This window comes from Hydrogenophaga sp., from assembly GCF_041913525.1.
GTDB lineage: Bacteria > Pseudomonadota > Gammaproteobacteria > Burkholderiales > Burkholderiaceae_C > Hydrogenophaga.
Genome location: NZ_JAYSFD010000007.1, coordinates 81,327 through 97,968, shown reverse-complemented (window position 1 = coordinate 97,968; position 16,642 = coordinate 81,327). Strand labels below are relative to the sequence as shown.

Sequence of the window (16,642 nt, the reverse complement as noted above, 5' to 3'; positions counted from 1 at the left end):
ATGACCCTGCACCCCCTGCCCGCCTTTGACGACAACTACATCTGGCTGCTGCACGAAGGTGCACGAGCCCTGGTGGTCGACCCGGGCGAGCCCGAAGTGGTGCTGAACTGGCTGGTGCAACACAACGTGGCGCTCGACACCATCCTCATCACCCACCACCACGCTGACCACACCGGCGGCGTGGCCGCTCTGCGCCAGGCCACTGGCGCCCGCGTGATCGGCCCGGCTTTTGAATCCATGCCCGAGCCGCTGGACCGCGTTGGCGGTGGCGAATCGGTCACGGCGCTGGGCTTGCGCTTTGAGGTGATCGACGTGCCGGGCCACACGGCGGGTCACATCGCCTTCTTCGCACCCGATGCGCCTGGCGGGCCATTGCTGTTCTGCGGCGACACCTTGTTCAGTGCCGGTTGTGGCCGCCTGTTCGAAGGCACTGCTGCCCAGATGCACGAATCGCTCACCCGCCTGGCCGCCTTGCCTGGTGGCACGCGTGTGTGCTGCGCGCACGAGTACACCTTGTCCAACATCAAATTTGCCCAGGCGGTGGAGCCCGACAATGCGGCTTTGGCCGATTACGCGGCACGCTGCATGGCGCTGCGGGCCGGGAACCTCCCGACGCTGCCCAGCTCCATCGCCCTCGAACGACAGATCAACCCCTTTCTGCGCACTGACGAAGCCAGCGTGGCCCAGGCGGCCCGCACGCAAAACCCCGCCCTGGCCGATGACCCCGTGGCGGTGCTGGCCACCCTGCGCGAATGGAAAAACGGATTCCGATGACCGATCACCACCCATCCTTGCGCTCCCTGAGCCGCCGCCTGATGCCCCTGCTGGCGGGGCTCAGCCTTCTGATCACCGGTTGTGCGACCGTGGCACCCGACGCCAGCAGTCCCACGCTGGACAGCCACCGCAGCGGCGCGCACGCCCCCAGCAGCACCAGAATCACCCCCAGCGGCCCCCTCAGCACGCTCGGGGTAGCCAACCCCTCCGTGGCCCCCGTGGCGTCTCTGGCTGCCCCCGCCGATCTGTGGGAGCGCATTCGCCGCGGCTTCTCCATGCCCGACCTGGAAAGCGACTTGGTCCGCGACCGCGAGCAGTGGTACGCCTCCCGCCCCGACTACATCCAGCGCATGACCGAGCGCTCCAGCCGCTACCTCTTCCACATCGTCGAGGAGATTGAGCGCCGCAACATCCCGATGGAGCTGGCCCTGCTGCCCTTCATTGAAAGCGCCTTCAATCCGCAGGCGGTGTCCAGCGCCCGTGCCGCCGGCATGTGGCAGTTCATGCCCGCCACTGGCGCCTCCTTCGACCTGAAACAAAACATCTTTCGCGACGACCGCCGCGATGTCCTGGCCTCGACCCGCGCCGCGCTGGACTACCTGGAGCAGCTGCACGCCCGCTTTGGTGACTGGCACCTGGCGCTGGCCGCCTACAACTGGGGCCAAGGCAACGTGAACCGGGCCATCACCAAAAACCAGAAGGCTGGCCTGCCCACCGGCTACACCGACCTGACCATGCCGATGGAAACACGCATGTACGTGCCCAAGCTGCAGGCGGTGAAGAACATCATCGCCCGGCCGCAGGCCTATGGCGCCACCCTGCCCACCATCGGCAACCACCCGTTCTTCGACACCATCACCGTCGAGCGCGACATGGACGTGGCCGTGATTGCCCGCCTCTCGGGCGTGAGCGAGGCCGACTTCCGAGCGCTCAACCCCTCACTCAAGCACCCCATCGTGATGGCGGCCGGCACCCCCACCATCCTGCTGCCATGGGACAACGCCATCGTCTTCCAGCGCAACCTGGCCGCGCACACTGGCCCCCTGGCCTCGTGGACGGCCTGGGTGGTGCCGTCCACCATGTCGGTGGCGCAGGCCGCGCAGCGCGTGGGCATGAGCGAGAGCGAACTGCGCGCCGTCAACAACATCCCACCGCGCATGCAGGTGAAGGCTGGCTCCAGCCTGCTGGTGCACCGAAACGACCAGCGCGACCGCGACGTGCCCGAGCACGTGGCCGACAACGCCACCCTGAGCTTCCAACCCGAGGTGATCTTGCGCCGCACGGTGGTGAAGGCCCGCAAGGGCGAGACCGTGGCCCGCCTGGCCAGCCGTTATGGCGTGAGCCCTGCCAGCGTGGCCGAGTGGAACAAGCTGGCCGCGACTGCTGCCCTCAAGCCCGGCCAGAAAGTGGCCCTGATGCTGCCGCAGCGGGTGGCCGTGGCGGCCGTTGACCGGACGAGCACGACCCGCACTGGCGCCAAGGCATCCGCCAAGACAGGCTCGAAGACCACAGCGGCCGCGCCGACCACCAAGACCAAGAAGGTGGCCAGCAGTCGCACCAAGACCGAGCGCAGCAGCAAAACCCGCGTGGCCGCTCGCAAGTAAAGGGCCCTGAGGTCGTCATGGCACGGCCTCAGACCCGCCAGCGCTGCTTGGCGCGCAAGGCCAGTTCGTTGGTGTAGGCGTCGTCCAGCATGGCCTTGCTCACACCAGCGGCATCGCCGGCTTCAAACACGTCTCGAACCACCGCCACTCCGCTGGTGGGCATGACGCCGTCGCCGGACCAGGCGTCTCGCGTGCGCACGAACGCTTGCAGATAGAGGTAGCGGTCGCCCAGGAAATAAGGCTCCGGCACCACCTTGATCACATCCGCCGGTTCGGCGCTCTGCAACCACTTCAAGGCCCGCACCACCGCATCGGCCACGGCCTGTGACGAGCGAGGGTACTGGCTGAGGAAGCTGGCGGGTGCGCCGAGGCATGCCGAGGGCAGCGGGCCGCCAAAAACGTCAATGCAGCCCCGCAGGCTTCGGGTATCGACCACGGCCCGCAGCTCGCCCAGTTGCTCCAGTTGACGAATGGCCGGATCGCTGTAGCAGAGCGCATCGACTTGCCCGTTACGAAAGGCCTGCACCGCGGCAAAGGGGTGGGCCAGCGGCACCCACTCCAGGTCTTCAGGCGCCACGAAGGCCCGCCGCAACAAGGCGCGTCCCGTTCGATCGGCCATGGACCCGATGGCTGGCACACCGATGCGGCGGCCCCTCAAGGCCACGAGTTCCGCGTCCTGCGGCAGGGTTTTGATCGAGAGACCCAGCACCAGTTGCGGGGTGCGGGAGAGCAGCACAAAAGAACGCAAGAGCGCCTGGTTCGCCTGGTCGCGTGCCAGCCCAAACTGCCCGAGCGGAGCGCACAGAAGATGGGCCTCCCGGCGAAGCACGGCTTGCGCGGCATTCGAGGGGCTACCGAACTCGCGTAGCTCCACGCTCACGCCCTCTGCCTCAAAGTAGCCCAGTCGCTCCGCGATGGTGAGGGGCAAATGCAAGAGCGAGGCGCGCTGGTCGAGCGCCACCACGAGGCGCGTGCTCGTTACCCGATCAGCAGCGGCGGCAACGGCCGAGGAAGCCCACCATGCGCAGGCCCCCAGCCCGGCCGCCATAAAGTGACGCCGACTCCCCATGGCTGCCTTCCCTCTCATGGTGCCACTGGCACCTTGCCAATGGCTTCAGGCTAGGGGGGAAGCGATGTTGCCGCATCGGGGCGATTCCCGAGCGGGTTTACACGGGGCTTTGGCCCCGCTCAGAGAAAGAGAATGCCGACGTTGACACCAAGGGCCAGCACCCACACCACGCTGCGCATGGTAGCCATGTCGGCCAGGTACATCAGGATGTAGAGCATGCGCAGCACCACCCAGGTGAAGGCCAGTACGTCCAGGCGCATCTGCGGCGCATGCAGCTGGTGAGCAATGATCACCGCGCCGATGAAAAACGGCATGGCTTCAAAGCTGTTGGCCTGTGCGGCGTTGGCCCTGGCACGCCAATCGCTCTGCTTGGCCAGCCAGGCGCGGGGATTGTGGTTGTCGTAGCCGCCCTCGCGCCTCGACTTGCCCACGGCGCCCCATTTCGCCACACCCGCGCACACGATGGGCAGCAAAGCGGCAATCAACACCGTCCAATAAGCCACGGTCAGGCTGGTCTGGGTCATCGCCAGGCTCCGTCAAAAAAATGCTTGGCCGTCACCGGCGATCGACCAGGGCATGCGCAATCGTGCCAAGGTCCACGTATTCCAGTTCGCTGCCCACCGGCACGCCACGCGACAAGCGCGTGACCTGAATGCCTCGGCCCTTCAGGGCCTGGGCGATCACATGGGCCGTGGTCTCGCCTTCGGCCGTGAAGTTGGTGGCCAGGATCACCTCGCGCACCGGAGGGTCTTGCTCTGGGCCCACCCGATCGAACAGCTTTTCCAAGCCGATGTCGCGCGGCCCCACCCCATCCAGCGGGCTTAACTTGCCCATCAGCACGAAGTACAGGCCCTTGTACGCACCGGTGCGCTCCATCGCTGCCTGATCGGCTGGCGTCTCCACCACGCAAAGTTGCGTGCGGTCGCGGCGCGGGTCATCGCAGGTGGCGCAAACCTGGGCTTCGGTGAAGGTGTGACAGAGCTCGCAGTGGCGCACCGAGCGCACCGATTGCTCCAAGGCCTGCGACAGGCGCATGGCCCCCTCGCGGTCGTGCTGCAACAGGTGAAACGCCATGCGCTGGGCCGACTTCACCCCCACGCCGGGCAAGCAACGCAGCGCTTGCACCAAGTGCTCGATAGAGAGGTTGTCGGCCACGGCTCGCGATCAGAAGGGGAATTTCATGCCACCGGGCAAGCCAGGCATGCCCGCGGTGATCTTGCCCATCTTCTCGTTGGAGGTCTCTTCTGCCTTGCGCACCGCCGCGTTGAAGGCAGCGGCCACCAGGTCTTCCAGCATGTCCTTGTCGTCGGCCAGCAGGCTGGGATCGATCGTGACGCGCTTGACGTCGTGCTTGCAGGTCATCACCACCTTCACCAAGCCCGCGCCCGACTCGCCCGTCACTTCGATGTTGGCCAGTTCGTCCTGGGCCTTCTTGAGGTTGTCTTGCATGGCCTGGGCTTGCTTCATCAGGCCGGCCAGTTGTCCTTTGTTGAACATGTCTATCCTTGAATATCAAAAAACAAAGCTCAGGCGGGGGTCGCCTTGAGCGTGCCGGGCACGATTCTGCCCCCAAAGTCGCGCATCACTTCCTGAACGAAAGGATCGCCCAGAATGACCTCTTCCGCCTGGGCCTGTCGGCGTTGCGCCAGCGCCTGCAGGCGCTTGGCAGGCGAATCGGTCACGGGCCCCTGCTCCACCGAGAGCCGCACCGTGTGCCCGATGGTGGCCAGGGCGGCCACCAGGCGATCCCGGGCGCTGGGTTGATTGAGCGAGGCCATCTCCACGTGCAGGCGCCAATGGTCGGCTTCGCGCGCCACCAACTGCGATTGCAGGCCCAATTCGCGCACGAGCGCGGTGATGGCCTCGGCCTCGATCAGGGCTTGGACCGTGGCGTGCCAGAAATCGCCCTCGGGCGTGGTCTGAAGGTTCAGCGCGGCCCTGGGCTCAGGCGCGGGATGGGCCTCCACCTTCTTGGGCGCCAAGGCCTCACGCACCGGCACGGCCACCACCTGGCGCGGTGCGGGCGCGGCAGGCTCCGCCATCGGCTCATCCCAAGGCGGCGAGTACTCGTCTTCGGGATCGGGCCATGGCGCATCGTCCATGGGTGGCTCGCCTGAAGCGACGGGGGCTTGCATGGGAGGCGCTGCGGGCGCTGGCTCAGGCCTGTGCGCCGCCGACGTGGTGGCCGTGGGGGGCACCGGCGCGGGGGCCGGGGCAGGCACTGGTGCGAACGTGGGGGGCGCTGCCGCCGGCGTAAGCGACGGGGCCATCACCGGCAGGTTTTGCGGGCTTTTCGGGCTATGCGATGGCGCCGGGCCCTCCGGCGCGGTGGCTTCAGGCCTTGGCCTGGGAATGTTCAGGCTTTTTTTTTCAGCCGAGGCGCCAGGCTTGAACGCCAGCAAGCGCAACAGCACCATCGTCAAGGCGGCGTATTCGTCAGGCGCCAGGCCCAACTCGCCACGGCCATGCAGGCACAGGCTGTAAAGCAACTGCGTCTCATCTGGCGGCATCACCGAGGCCAAACGGGCCATTTCTTGCTCTTCTGCGTCGGCCTGAGCCGCCACGCGCTCGGAAACGGCCTGCATCACGGCCATGCGTTGCAGCACCTCCGCCATGTCCTCCAAGGTCGAGGCAGCGTTCAGGCCATTGAGGCGCAAGGTGTCCACCGTGTCCACCACGGCAGCCCCGTCGCCTTCGGCCAAGGCCAAGATCAGGCGCAGCACATGGCCGCGGTCCACCGCGCCCAGCATCTGGCGCACTGGTGCCTCGAGCAACTGGCCGGCCCCGAAAGCGATGGCCTGATCGGTCAAGGACAGCGCGTCGCGCATCGACCCACGGGCCGCCCGGGCCAGCAGCCGCAGGGCACCCGCGTCGGCGTTCACGCCCTCGGCCTGCAGCACGGATGCCAGGTGTTCCTGCACCGTCTCAGGCGCCATGGGACGCAGGTTGAACTGCAGACAGCGCGAGAGCACCGTGACCGGTACCTTCTGCGGGTCGGTCGTGGCCAGCACGAACTTGAGGTACTCGGGCGGCTCTTCCAAGGTCTTCAACATCGCGTTGAAGGCAGTGTTGGTGAGCATGTGCACCTCGTCGATCATGAAGACCTTGAAGCGCCCCTGAACGGGCTTGTAGACCGCCTGCTCCAGCAGGCTTTGCACCTCGTCCACGCCGCGGTTGGAGGCTGCGTCAAGCTCGGTGTAGTCAACAAAACGGCCGCTGTCGATGTCCCGGCAGGCCTGGCACACGCCGCATGGAGTGGCCGTTACACCACCTTGCCCATCGGCGCCGACGCAGTTCAGGGACTTGGCCAGAATGCGCGAGACCGTGGTTTTGCCCACTCCCCGGGTGCCGGTGAAAAGATAGGCGTGGTGAAGGCGCTGGGAGGTCAGGGCGTTGGTCAGCGCCTGGACCACATGGCCCTGCCCGACCATCTCGCTGAAGGTGCGGGGGCGGTACTTTCGGGCCAGAACGACGTATGACATGGCCGGCATTCTACGGCCCGGGTCGGGTGTCTCTTCGGCAGGCTCGCCGCGGATCGCCTACAATCGCCGCTGACGGGCCTTCCCGCATGGTGAAGGGGCCAACCGGGTCAGGTGGGGAACCAAGCAGCCCTAACCTTGGAGCCAGTGCCGGGGTCAAGGCTCGTCACCCAAACAAACCAAAGGCGCCTCTTTCGAGGCGCCTTTTTTGTTGGCTCCGTCACCGATTGCCGGATCGTCCGGCGAGGTGCTCAGCCAAGGCGAAACCGGGTCAGCATGGAAGACAGCGTCTGGGCCTGGGCCTTGAGCGAATCGGCCGCGGCGCTTGCCTGTTCCACCAAGGCGGCGTTTTGCTGGGTGTTGCGGTCCATGTCGGCCACGGCTGCGCTGACTTGGGCAATCCCGTCGGCTTGCTCAAGAGCCGACACCGAGATGTCCTTGACCCGCGACGCCACCGACTCGACCGATTCCACGATGCGGACCATCGTTCGGCCGGCGAGTTGCACCTTTTGCGTTCCCCCATCGATCTGCTCAACGGATGACCCGATGAGTTCACGAATCTCCTTGGCCGCGTCGGCGCTTCGGCTGGCCAGAGTCCGAACTTCGGCGGCCACCACGCTGAAACCTCGGCCCTGCTCGCCTGCCCTGGCGGCCTCGACGGCGGCGTTGAGGGCCAGGATGTTGGTCTGAAAGGCGATGGCATCGATGACCGCGATGATTTCGCCGATCTTGCGTGCCTGGACGTTGATGGCCTCCATGGTGCTCACCACGTCCTTCACGACCGCGCCCCCCTCGCTGGCAACCGCCGTTGCCTGATCGGCAAGCTTGGCAGCCTCGGTGGCGCTGACGGCGCTGCCACGAACCGTCTCTGACAAATGTTCGATGGAGGCGGCAGTCTGCTGCAAAGCCGCCGCGGTGTTCTCGGTTCGAGACGACAAGTCGGCATTGCCGGTGGCGATTTCGGCTGAGGCAAGCGAGACTTGGTCGGCCGTTTCTCGGATGTCTCGAACCAGACCGGACAGCCGGGTCGTCACCTCGTCGAGCGACTGGATCACCTGGCCGGTGGCGTCCTGGCTGGCGGCCTCTTGCGGCCGAACACTCAGGTCACCAGCCGCAACGGCCAGGGCAACGCGGGAGGCATCCAGGAGCGGTTTCACGATGAGGCGGGCCATAAACACCGAGATGGCGGTGGACAGCGTCAGCGCCAGGCCCAGGCAGACCAGCATCACCCACTGATTCCCCTGCGATATCTCGCGTCCAGCCTGAACGGAGGCATGCGCCAATTTCGTTTGTGCCTTCACCACGTTGTCCAACCGGGCCGTGAGGTTGTTGAAGCTGTCTTCGATCAAGGTCAGGAAGGTAGCCGCGTTGGCCAGCATCCCGGTCTTGATGTCCAGGGCGGCCATCGCGTTCTCACGGTACTTGGCAAACTCTTTGGAGGCGGCTTGGAGGCTCTCTCGCTCGGCCCCCGTCAGGGTAGTGTCGGCCGCTGCCGCGTCAAGTTCCCTAGCGTAAGCCGCCATCCGCTCACCAAGCTGCTTGTCATGGGCCACTATGGTGTCGGCCTTGAAGCCAGCGCCTTCCCACGCCAGGCTCTGGTTGATGCCTGCGTGAATGCCCAACAGCTCAGCGGAAAGCGCACCTGCCCCGGCAATGCGGGGCACACGCACATCGCCGACATCGACCAAGGATTCGCTCAGCCGGGCATTTGAGACGAGGGCCACGGCGCCCAGCAATAGCAGACAAAGCACGGCAAATGCGGGGGCCAGCCCAACCTTCACGGTCACTGAACTGTCTTGCAGTTTTTTGTACATGACGACTCCACTGGTTGGTCGTGTGAAAGATGGCCCGCTGGAACAGCGAGCCATCAGCCCGTTTAGCGGTAGACACCCACGCCGACGAAGGCGTCGATATTGGAAAAACGGATCACGTAGGAAGTCTTGGCTTCGACCTTCTTCGTCTGCGGGTGAGGCCAGTCGTAGTCCACCCAGCCTCCGCCTTTGGTGGCGATATCGCGGAACTCCTGGATCATCAGTTTTCCGCCGGGGTCCTTGGTATCGATCACGTTCTTGCCAATCAGTTTCCCATTGATGCCATGCGCCAGCACGTCGCCGGCCATGGTGACGGCAAAGACATACAGGTCTTTTTTGTGCCACTCGGCACTGGCGGGATCGTTGAAGTCCGCCATGGCTTTGTCTTTGCCGTGCTTCGCGGCATGGGCAACCGCTGCCTTGGCCATCGCTATCGCCTCTTCTTTGCTGGCTCTTTCTTGGGCCAGGACGGCACCATGGACACACAGACCTGCCGTGGCGGCGATGAGGAATTTGAGGTGAGAACGTCTCTTCATTGTTTGCTCCGTTTGGATGGATGGGCCCTGAGAGCCTTCCTGCTGGGCAGGCACCCAACTATCGACCGGCAAACAATAATTCTTTAGTGCTCATTCCATCAAAACAAGCCACTGGCTCCACTTGGCAAATTGGCACGCATTGGCTGTGTGGCGACATCAAGCCAAGTACGCCGCCACGCCCTGGCCCGACACCCTTCCACTTGCCATGGTGGCGGTCAACAAATAGCCGCCCGTTGGGGCTTCCCAATCCAGCATCTCACCGGCCACGAAAAGACCGGGCCGTTGGTGCACCATGAGGTGGTCGTCCAGGGCCTCCAGCCGCACACCACCCGCCGTGCTGATGGCCTCTGCCACGGGACGGGGGCGCAGCAAGGTGATCGGCAAGGCCTGAATCGCGCAGGCCAGTTCGACGGGGTTCTCCAGCGTGGCCTTGTCCAGGCACTCGTACAGCAAAGCGAGCTTGATGCCGTCAATGCCGAGCCGGCTCTTGAGGTGGCTGGACAGGCTGCGCGAGCCCCGAGGGTGTGCCACCTGGGCCAACACATTGGCCGGTGAGCGGTCTGGCAACAGATTGAGGTGAAAGGTGGCCTGGCCGCTGCGTGCGATTTCATCGCGCAGCAAGGCCGAGGCGGCGTAGATCAGGCTGCCCTCCACGCCGGTCTGCGTGGCCACGAACTCGCCTTTGCGCTCGAAGCGTCGGCCCAGGCCGTCGGTGAAGGTCAGCGCCACCGACTTGAAGGGCTGCCCTGCCCACCGCTGAGCGAACACCTCGCTCCAGCCCTCTTGAATGCCATGCACCGCAGAGCCGGCCACATCGAAGCCGCAGTTGGCGGGCACCAGTGGCGCCACCGCAATGCCCACCTCGCTCAGGGGCGTCTGCCATGCCCCATCGGAACCGAGCCTGGGCCAGCTTGCGCCGCCGAGGGCCAGCACGGTGGCCTTCGCGTGCCGAGCCACAGGGCCACTGGGCGAGTCAAAACACAGCGCACCGTCAGCGTTCCACCCCAGCCAGCGGTGCCGCATGTGAAAGCGCACCGGCACGCCGGGCGGCGCGGGGTGGCGCAAGCGGTACAACCAGGCGCGCAGCAAGGGGGCCGCCTTCATCTCCGATGGAAACACCCGCTGCGAAGTGCCCACGAAGGTGTCAATGCCCAGACCTGCCGCCCAGGCGCGCAAGGCATCAGGACCAAAGGCCTCCAGCCAGGGCGCCACTGCCGATGCGCGCTCACCGTAGCGGCCGATGAATGCCGGCAGGGGTTCGGCGTGGGTCAGGTTCAGGCCACCTTTGCCCGCCAGCAAAAACTTGCGGCCCACCGAGGGCATGGCGTCGAACAAGTCCACGGTGTGCCCAGCCTGGCTCAACACCTCGGCCGCCATCAGGCCGGCAGGACCACCGCCCACGACCACCACCTCCAGCGTGTCGTGATCGGGCATCAAAGAAACAGAAGACTCAGCGGACATCGAGGGAATCCAGCGCCGGCTCGATCAGCCGGCCTTTAGCGTTGATGAAAGCCAGGCGCAGCGGCTGCCCAGGGTGGGCGGCCTGCAGGGCCTCGCGGTAGCGCCGAAGCTGGGCCAGCAGCTCGGGCTTGTGTTGGGGGGTCTCGGTGCTCTTGAAATCGAGCACCCACCAGCAGCCGGTGGCCCGCTCGCGCACCAGGCGGTCCAGGCGCAAGCGCTCGCCCTGGTGCCAGAGTTCCACCTCGTTGCCCCAGTGGTCCAGGTGCTGCGAATCCCAGGCCCAGGCGGCTTCGCCATCCAGCACACTGCGCGCGGCCAGCAGGGCCTGGTTCAGCTGTTCCCGATCCAGCGAAAACTCCTTGGCCACCGCCTGTGCGTGCACGTCCGCCCAGCGGAAATCGCGCAGCGGGGTGGGCAGCCACTGCAGCAGGCGGTGCATGGCCTTGCCGATGCGGGTGGCGTCGTCTTCGGCGACCGCAGGTGCCACCTGAGTTGGCGCAGGCGGCCGCCAGGCCGGCAACTCGGGCAGCACGATCGCTGGCTCTTGCTGCGAAGCCGCCTCGACCGCCTCAGGGGCAGCGAGTGGTTCGGCCAATGGCCGCAGGCGCTGCGCCCACGACCGTGCCTGGCCCCGGCTGTAAGGGTCGAAGCTGGACACCACCACCTGATGTTCGGCCCGGGTGAGGGCCACGTAGAGGGCATTGAGCTCTTCCAGGGCGCGGGCTTGCTGCTCAAGGGCCAGTGCGTCGCGAGCGCAAGCCGGCGGCTGTTTTTCGCTGGCCAGGAACACAAAACGCCTCGGGTGCGGCATCTCGCCGGGCCAGTCCACGAGCACACCCATGGTGTCGGCGCGCGCGGCGGCGCTGTCGGTGTCCAGCAGCAGCACGGTGTGGGCCTCCAAGCCTTTGGCGCCGTGGATGGTGAGCAGGCGCACGGCGTCGTCCGCGATGCAGGGCGTGGCCGCGATGCCCCCTGCCTTCAGGGCGCGAACCCAACGGTAAGCCGTGAGGAAGCGACCACCGTCCTGCGCCAGGGACTGGGCCAGCAGATCGCGCAAGGCAGACAAGGTGGAGGCCCGCATGCGCGACGGCACCGCTTGCGCGTACCGGGCCAAGATGTCGGCTTCGCGATAGACCTGCGCGAGGGCATCGTGCGGGGGCACCGACAAGAAGGCCTTCTGCCAGGTGCGCAGCCGCTCGGCGCAGGCCACCCATTCGGGCGGCGCGATCGACTCGTTGGCCGCCGTCTGAAGCACGTCCCACCAGCGGGCCTGCCCGCTCGCCTTGCTCTGCTTGGCCAATTCGGCCAACTGGGCATCCCCCCAGCCGAACACCGGGGACCGCAGGGCACGGGCGAGGCTGAGATCGTGGTGGGGAGAGACCAGGGCATCCACCAAGGCCACGATGTCTTGCACCGCCGGGTGGTCGCCAAGGTCAAGCTTTTCGGGTTGTTCGCTGGCGATGCCGCGCTCGCGCAAGGCCTCGTGCATCCAGGCCAGGCGCTCGCGCTTGCGCGCCAGCACCATCACTTCGCCGGGGGCAAGGCGCCCGGCGGCGATCTCGGCGCACAGCCAGTCCGCCGCCTGGCGGGCCTCACGGGCCGACATGGTGTCTTCGGGCGTGTGGCGTGGCGTGGTGAGGCTGTCGCGCCATTCGTCCTGGGCCTGCGCCGACTTCTCGGGGCGAGGCACGGGCGGCAGGGCCAGCACCGCCCCCTCGGCCTGACTGGCGGTGGTGTGCGCGCGGTAGGCGCTGCCTTCGGGGGTGCCGTATTCGCCGGCCTGCACGGCCTCAAGCATGGCGGCGTTGAACGCGCTCACCACGGCAGGCGCGCAGCGGCGGGTGTGGTCGCAACTGAGCAGCGCTCCCCCCAGGCCCTGCACCACAAAGGCTTGCGCGGCCTTGAACACCTGCGGCTCGGCACGGCGGAAGCGGTAGATCGACTGCTTGGGGTCGCCCACCAGAAACACCACCGGCGCATCGGCACTGCCCGCGCCTGCATAGGCGCTGAGCCAGCCGTACAGGGCTTGCCATTGCAGGGGGTTGGTGTCTTGAAACTCGTCGATCAGCAACTGGCGAATGCGCGCGTCCAGGCGTTGCTGCATCCAGCCCGACAACTCGGCATTGCCCAGCAGGTGGCGGGCCGCGCCTTCCACGTCGTTCATGTCCACCCAGCCCCGCTCGCGCTTGAGATCGGCGTAGCAGCGCAGCAGCACCCGGGTCAGCCGGGCCAGTCGCTGGTGATGTGCCCAGGCCTTGTGCTGGCGCACGGCCAGGCACACCTCAGCGAGTTCGGCCTCGGCCTCCTGGGCGGCGGCGAACTTGGTGAGATTCTTGGTGAGGCGATCTTCGTCGGCCACGAAAAAGGCCTTGCGCAGAATGGCCAGGCGCTGAGCGGCGCTGTCCGGCCCATCGGGCAACTCAAAGGCGTCAATCACGCGGGCAGCCGCGTCTCGCGGCGTCTTGTTGGCCTCTTGGCCCAAGGCCTGGGCCCGGGCATGCCACCGGGCGCGAGCACCGGGCACTCCCAATGCATGCACCGGGTCTGCAAAGGCCGCCAGCGCCGGCACGATCTGCGCGAAGGGCTCGACGGACGCGTCCACCACGCCCACCTCGTCCGCCAAGACAAACTCCACCCGCTTGGCCAGGGCATTGGTCAAGGCCTTCAGGGTCTGCGAGCGACCGAACTCGCGCACCGCATCGAAGAAGTCGGCCTGGTCTTCCGCGTTGGCCGCCAGGGCCGCGTAAAACCGGGGCCACACGCGCTCGACCGCCTGCGAATCGTCTTCCAGCAGCTCGTAGCTGGGCGGCAGCCCCAGGTCTTGCAACACCGACAGCGGGGCATTGCGCAGGATGGCCGCGAACCAACTGTGAAAAGTGCGAACCTGCACCGCGCGGCCAGTGGCCAGCACGCGCGCGTGCAGACCCCGCAGCTCAGGGGCCTGGGCGCGGGCCTGCTCGGGCGGCACACCACGCAGTCGCAACTCTTGCAGCAGGGCCTCTTCGTCCATCGACGCCCACTGGCGCAGCACTTGGCTTAGCCGGTCGCGCATCTCCCCTGCGGCTTTTTTGGTGAAGGTAATGGCCAGGATGTCTTGCGGCGCGCAGCCGTCGGCCAGCGCACGCAGCATCCGCGACACCAGCATCCAGGTTTTGCCGGCGCCAGCGCAGGCCTCCACCGCCACGCTGCGTCGCGGGTCACAGGCCACGGCGTAGAAAGCCTCGGGCGATGCCGGGCGGCCATCAATCTGATAAGCAGCGGCCTGGGCGTTCATGCGCGGAAGTCCTTCCTGCACAGCCCACGGGCGGCGCAATGCTCACACGAACGGCCCTCGCCCAGGGCAGGCAGTTTGGCGCCAGCGGCGAGGCGCTCCAGGTCGTGCCGAATGGCGTCCAGCAAGCGCTCACGGGCCTCCATCACGTCGGGCAATTCAAAGAAATGGGTGGCCGGGTCGCGGTCATTGCGCTGGTCGGTGATGCTGAGGTAGCCAGCGCGCAGGCGCTCGTCGGGCAGGAGGGCAGCATAGAAAGCGAGTTGGGTGTCCTCCAGCGGATTGGCCACTCGATCTCGCGTGGTCTGCCGGCTTTCGGTCTTGTAGTCCATCACGATGCGAATGGGACCATTGGGGCCGTCCTGCCGATCGATTCGGTCAAGCTGGCCACGCAGTTTCCAGGGGCCGAGAGGCACTTGCTTGGACACTTCGGCGGCCTCAAACACGGGCGCAGCGCCATCCGCCACCGCCTCATGGCGGCGCAGCCAGTCAAGGTAGCCGTCACGCAAGCCCGGCCAGACCGCCAAGAAGGGCAGGAAGGGCGCGCCATCGGCCTGGGCCAGCAGGCCGCGCTGTCGTGCCGTGTCTTGCGCCAGAGCGTCGAGACGCTCGCGATCCCTCTCTGGCGAGGCGCCAGCGTCTGCCCTGCCCTCATGGAACTGGCGCAACACCTCATGCAGCCAGTTGCCCAAATCGCGCTGGTCAACCTCGGCATCCAGCTCGTCGGCCTCGCCCAGTTGCAGCATCCTCAACGCAAAAAACTTGTAAGGGCAGGTTCGCAGGTCTTGATAAGCACTCGCCGACAGCGCATGGGGCACGAGGGTCGGGGCATCGGGTGCCTCTGCCGAGGGCGGTGCCGCCGCCAGGCCGCGGGCCACTCGGGGGTCTGGGCTGGCTTGCGCCTGCAGGGCCAGCACCCAGGGGCTCGCGCTGGCGGCCTCGCCACGGTGAGAAGTTCGCCACAGCAGGTCCACCATCGGCTCACCCTGCAACCAGCCCCAAGCGCGGCGCAGCGCCTGGGCCAGGGCTTCCCGGTCTGGCAGACCGAGCGCCTGGCGCTGGGCAGGCGTCCACTGCCCTGAAGGCTCGGGGTTGGGGCTGAGATGCACCTCATCGCAGCCCGGCACCACCACCGCCCCCACCTCGCGGCAGAGCAGCTGGGCCAGCGGCAGCACCACCACATCGGCTTGCGCCGACACGGGCGGCTGAAAGCCACTGCCCTCCAGCACGTCGCGCACCCAGGCGGTGAACATCGACAGGCTCCAGCGCCGGGCCGGTCGCCGCTCGGCGTCGCTCCAACCCTCCAGCGATGCCAGCTCGATGCCAGCCTCGCCCAGCCGCAAGGCCTGCACCAACTGGCGCCCTGCTGCATCGGCTTCGAGTTCGGCCCATTGCCCACAAGCGCCCAGCGCGGCACCCACGTCCTTCAGCCAGACAGGCAACGGGCGCGACGCGCCCAGGTCGCCGAGCACATCCGCGACGCCTTCAGGAATGTGATCGGCCAAGCCCGCCTGCACCTGGCGCCATTGCGACAGCCCGGCCCGTCGGGCCTGAGCCTCCAGGGCCGACACGGCGGCGGCGTCATAGGCCGGCGAGTGCTTGAGCCAGTCGATCACGTCATCGGTGCTGGCCCTGGGGTCCACCGCGCGCAACAGGCCAACCACGCGAGCGGCGGCCTGCGTGGTGGACAGCTTCCAACCCGTCTCATCGCGAACAGCCACGCCCACACCATGCAACCACGCGGCGATTCGCCGCGTCAGCAAGCGGTCATTCGCCACCAAGGCCACGGGCACACGGCCGGCCGCCAGGTGCGCCAACACACAAGCGGCCGCCCGCTGGGCCTCGTCTTCCGCATCGGACGAGGGATGAAAACCCCAGGAACCCGTGTCTTGCTCAGGCTCTGGGGGCAACTCCAGCGTACAAGCCGCGTCGCCCCAACGGCGGGTCAACGCCTGAGCCAGGAGATCGGGCTGATATCCCTGCAGCACCAGCAACCCGTCAGCGACCTCGCCCGGCGCGGCCAGCTCACCCCACAAGACATCGGTCGGGTAAGACGAGGCCGCAGCCCACGTGAGCGCCAGGCGCGCGATCAGCGCCTCCCAGCGCAAATTGACCCAGGGCCCCACCACCTCTTCCTCCAGGCCCTGCGCCCACTGCGCGCGCTCGGCGGGCGGCTGGGCCGCCGCCACCGGCGCCAGTTGGCGCGCAGCCTCGACCAGCCGCTCGGTGAGTTCCCGCCGCAGGGCGGCCTCGTCCCGAGGCACCCAACGCTCCAGCATCGAACTGGCCATCAGCGTGTCACGCGCTGCGTCCATCGACAAATCGGTGGGCGCAGGGTCAAAAGGCTGCAAGCCCGACGCCCAGTTGCGGGTGGTCTCAAAGCGCGGGGACATGGCACTGGGGTGGCGCAACGCCCAGGCACGCCGCGCTGGCTCCATGAGCTGGGCATAAGGCACCAGCACAGTCAGCCGCGCGGGGTGGCAGTTGCGCACCGTGAGGAAGTGTTCGATTTGCGCCATCGCGCCGGACCAGGCACGCGAGGCGGGAGAAGCCTGCAAGGAGGCACGCGGGTCAGGCGCTGGGCTCAGGCTGGCTGGCGTCATGGAATTAGCGTTTCTGTCACAATCGAAAGCCCTG

At 66.9% G+C, this 16,642-nt stretch carries 12 protein-coding genes and 1 other RNA gene; 3 read left to right on the top strand and 10 right to left on the bottom strand.

Translation table 11 applies throughout. The annotated features are described in order from the left end of the window. Both gloB and ACE3RQ_RS10685 read left to right on the top strand, forming a co-directional pair. Positions 1-774, top strand: coding sequence for a hydroxyacylglutathione hydrolase (gloB, locus tag ACE3RQ_RS10690; RefSeq protein WP_374521963.1), 774 nt, complete (start codon positions 1-3; stop codon positions 772-774). Between the two features lie 41 nt (positions 775-815). Beyond that, positions 816-2,378: a transglycosylase SLT domain-containing protein gene (locus ACE3RQ_RS10685; RefSeq protein ID WP_374522075.1), complete on the top strand. Its 1,563-nt coding sequence runs from the start codon at positions 816-818 to the stop codon at positions 2,376-2,378. Between the two features lie 28 nt (positions 2,379-2,406). Here ACE3RQ_RS10685 and ACE3RQ_RS10680 read toward each other — a convergent pair whose 3' ends face one another. The 5 genes from ACE3RQ_RS10680 to dnaX form a co-directional block, all read right to left on the bottom strand. Then, positions 2,407-3,339, bottom strand: coding sequence for an ABC transporter substrate-binding protein (locus tag ACE3RQ_RS10680; RefSeq protein ID WP_374521962.1), 933 nt, complete (start codon positions 3,337-3,339; stop codon positions 2,407-2,409). A 227-nt stretch (positions 3,340-3,566) separates the two neighbouring features. Then, positions 3,567-3,971, bottom strand: a complete 405-nt coding sequence (locus ACE3RQ_RS10675; protein ID WP_374521960.1) for an MAPEG family protein — start codon at positions 3,969-3,971, stop codon at positions 3,567-3,569. A gap of 31 nt (positions 3,972-4,002) precedes the next feature. Then, positions 4,003-4,602: a recombination mediator RecR gene (recR, locus tag ACE3RQ_RS10670; protein WP_374521959.1), complete on the bottom strand. Its 600-nt coding sequence runs from the start codon at positions 4,600-4,602 to the stop codon at positions 4,003-4,005. 9 nt (positions 4,603-4,611) lie between these two features. Beyond that, entirely contained in the window at positions 4,612-4,944 is a 333-nt protein-coding gene (locus tag ACE3RQ_RS10665; RefSeq protein ID WP_374521958.1) for a YbaB/EbfC family nucleoid-associated protein, read from the bottom strand. A 29-nt stretch (positions 4,945-4,973) separates the two neighbouring features. After that, complete coding sequence (gene dnaX / locus ACE3RQ_RS10660) at positions 4,974-6,929, bottom strand: DNA polymerase III subunit gamma/tau (protein WP_374521957.1); 1,956 nt, start codon at positions 6,927-6,929, stop codon at positions 4,974-4,976. 71 nt (positions 6,930-7,000) lie between these two features. Between dnaX and ffs the strand changes: the two genes are divergently transcribed. Continuing rightward, positions 7,001-7,097: signal recognition particle sRNA small type (gene ffs / locus ACE3RQ_RS10655), an RNA gene on the top strand. 80 nt (positions 7,098-7,177) lie between these two features. Here the strand turns inward: ffs and ACE3RQ_RS10650 are convergent. The 5 genes from ACE3RQ_RS10650 to ACE3RQ_RS10630 form a co-directional block, all read right to left on the bottom strand. Next, positions 7,178-8,740, bottom strand: a complete 1,563-nt coding sequence (locus ACE3RQ_RS10650) for a methyl-accepting chemotaxis protein (protein WP_374521956.1) — start codon at positions 8,738-8,740, stop codon at positions 7,178-7,180. A 62-nt stretch (positions 8,741-8,802) separates the two neighbouring features. Then, positions 8,803-9,273, bottom strand: coding sequence for a cache domain-containing protein (locus ACE3RQ_RS10645; RefSeq protein WP_374521955.1), 471 nt, complete (start codon positions 9,271-9,273; stop codon positions 8,803-8,805). Positions 9,274-9,429: 156 nt separating this feature from the next. Then, a complete protein-coding gene (locus ACE3RQ_RS10640) occupies positions 9,430-10,734 on the bottom strand; it encodes a TIGR03862 family flavoprotein (protein WP_374521954.1) in 1,305 nt (434 codons plus the stop codon). Beyond that, entirely contained in the window at positions 10,724-14,008 is a 3,285-nt protein-coding gene (locus ACE3RQ_RS10635) for a UvrD-helicase domain-containing protein (RefSeq protein WP_374521953.1), read from the bottom strand. The genes ACE3RQ_RS10640 and ACE3RQ_RS10635 overlap by 11 nt, the downstream gene beginning before the upstream one ends. Next, the gene (locus tag ACE3RQ_RS10630) at positions 14,005-16,608 is read right to left on the bottom strand and encodes a PD-(D/E)XK nuclease family protein (RefSeq protein ID WP_374521952.1); all 2,604 of its coding nucleotides are present in this window, start codon (positions 16,606-16,608) and stop codon (positions 14,005-14,007) included. Before ACE3RQ_RS10630 ends, ACE3RQ_RS10635 begins: the two co-directional genes overlap by 4 nt. Positions 16,609-16,642 lie beyond the last annotated feature (34 nt).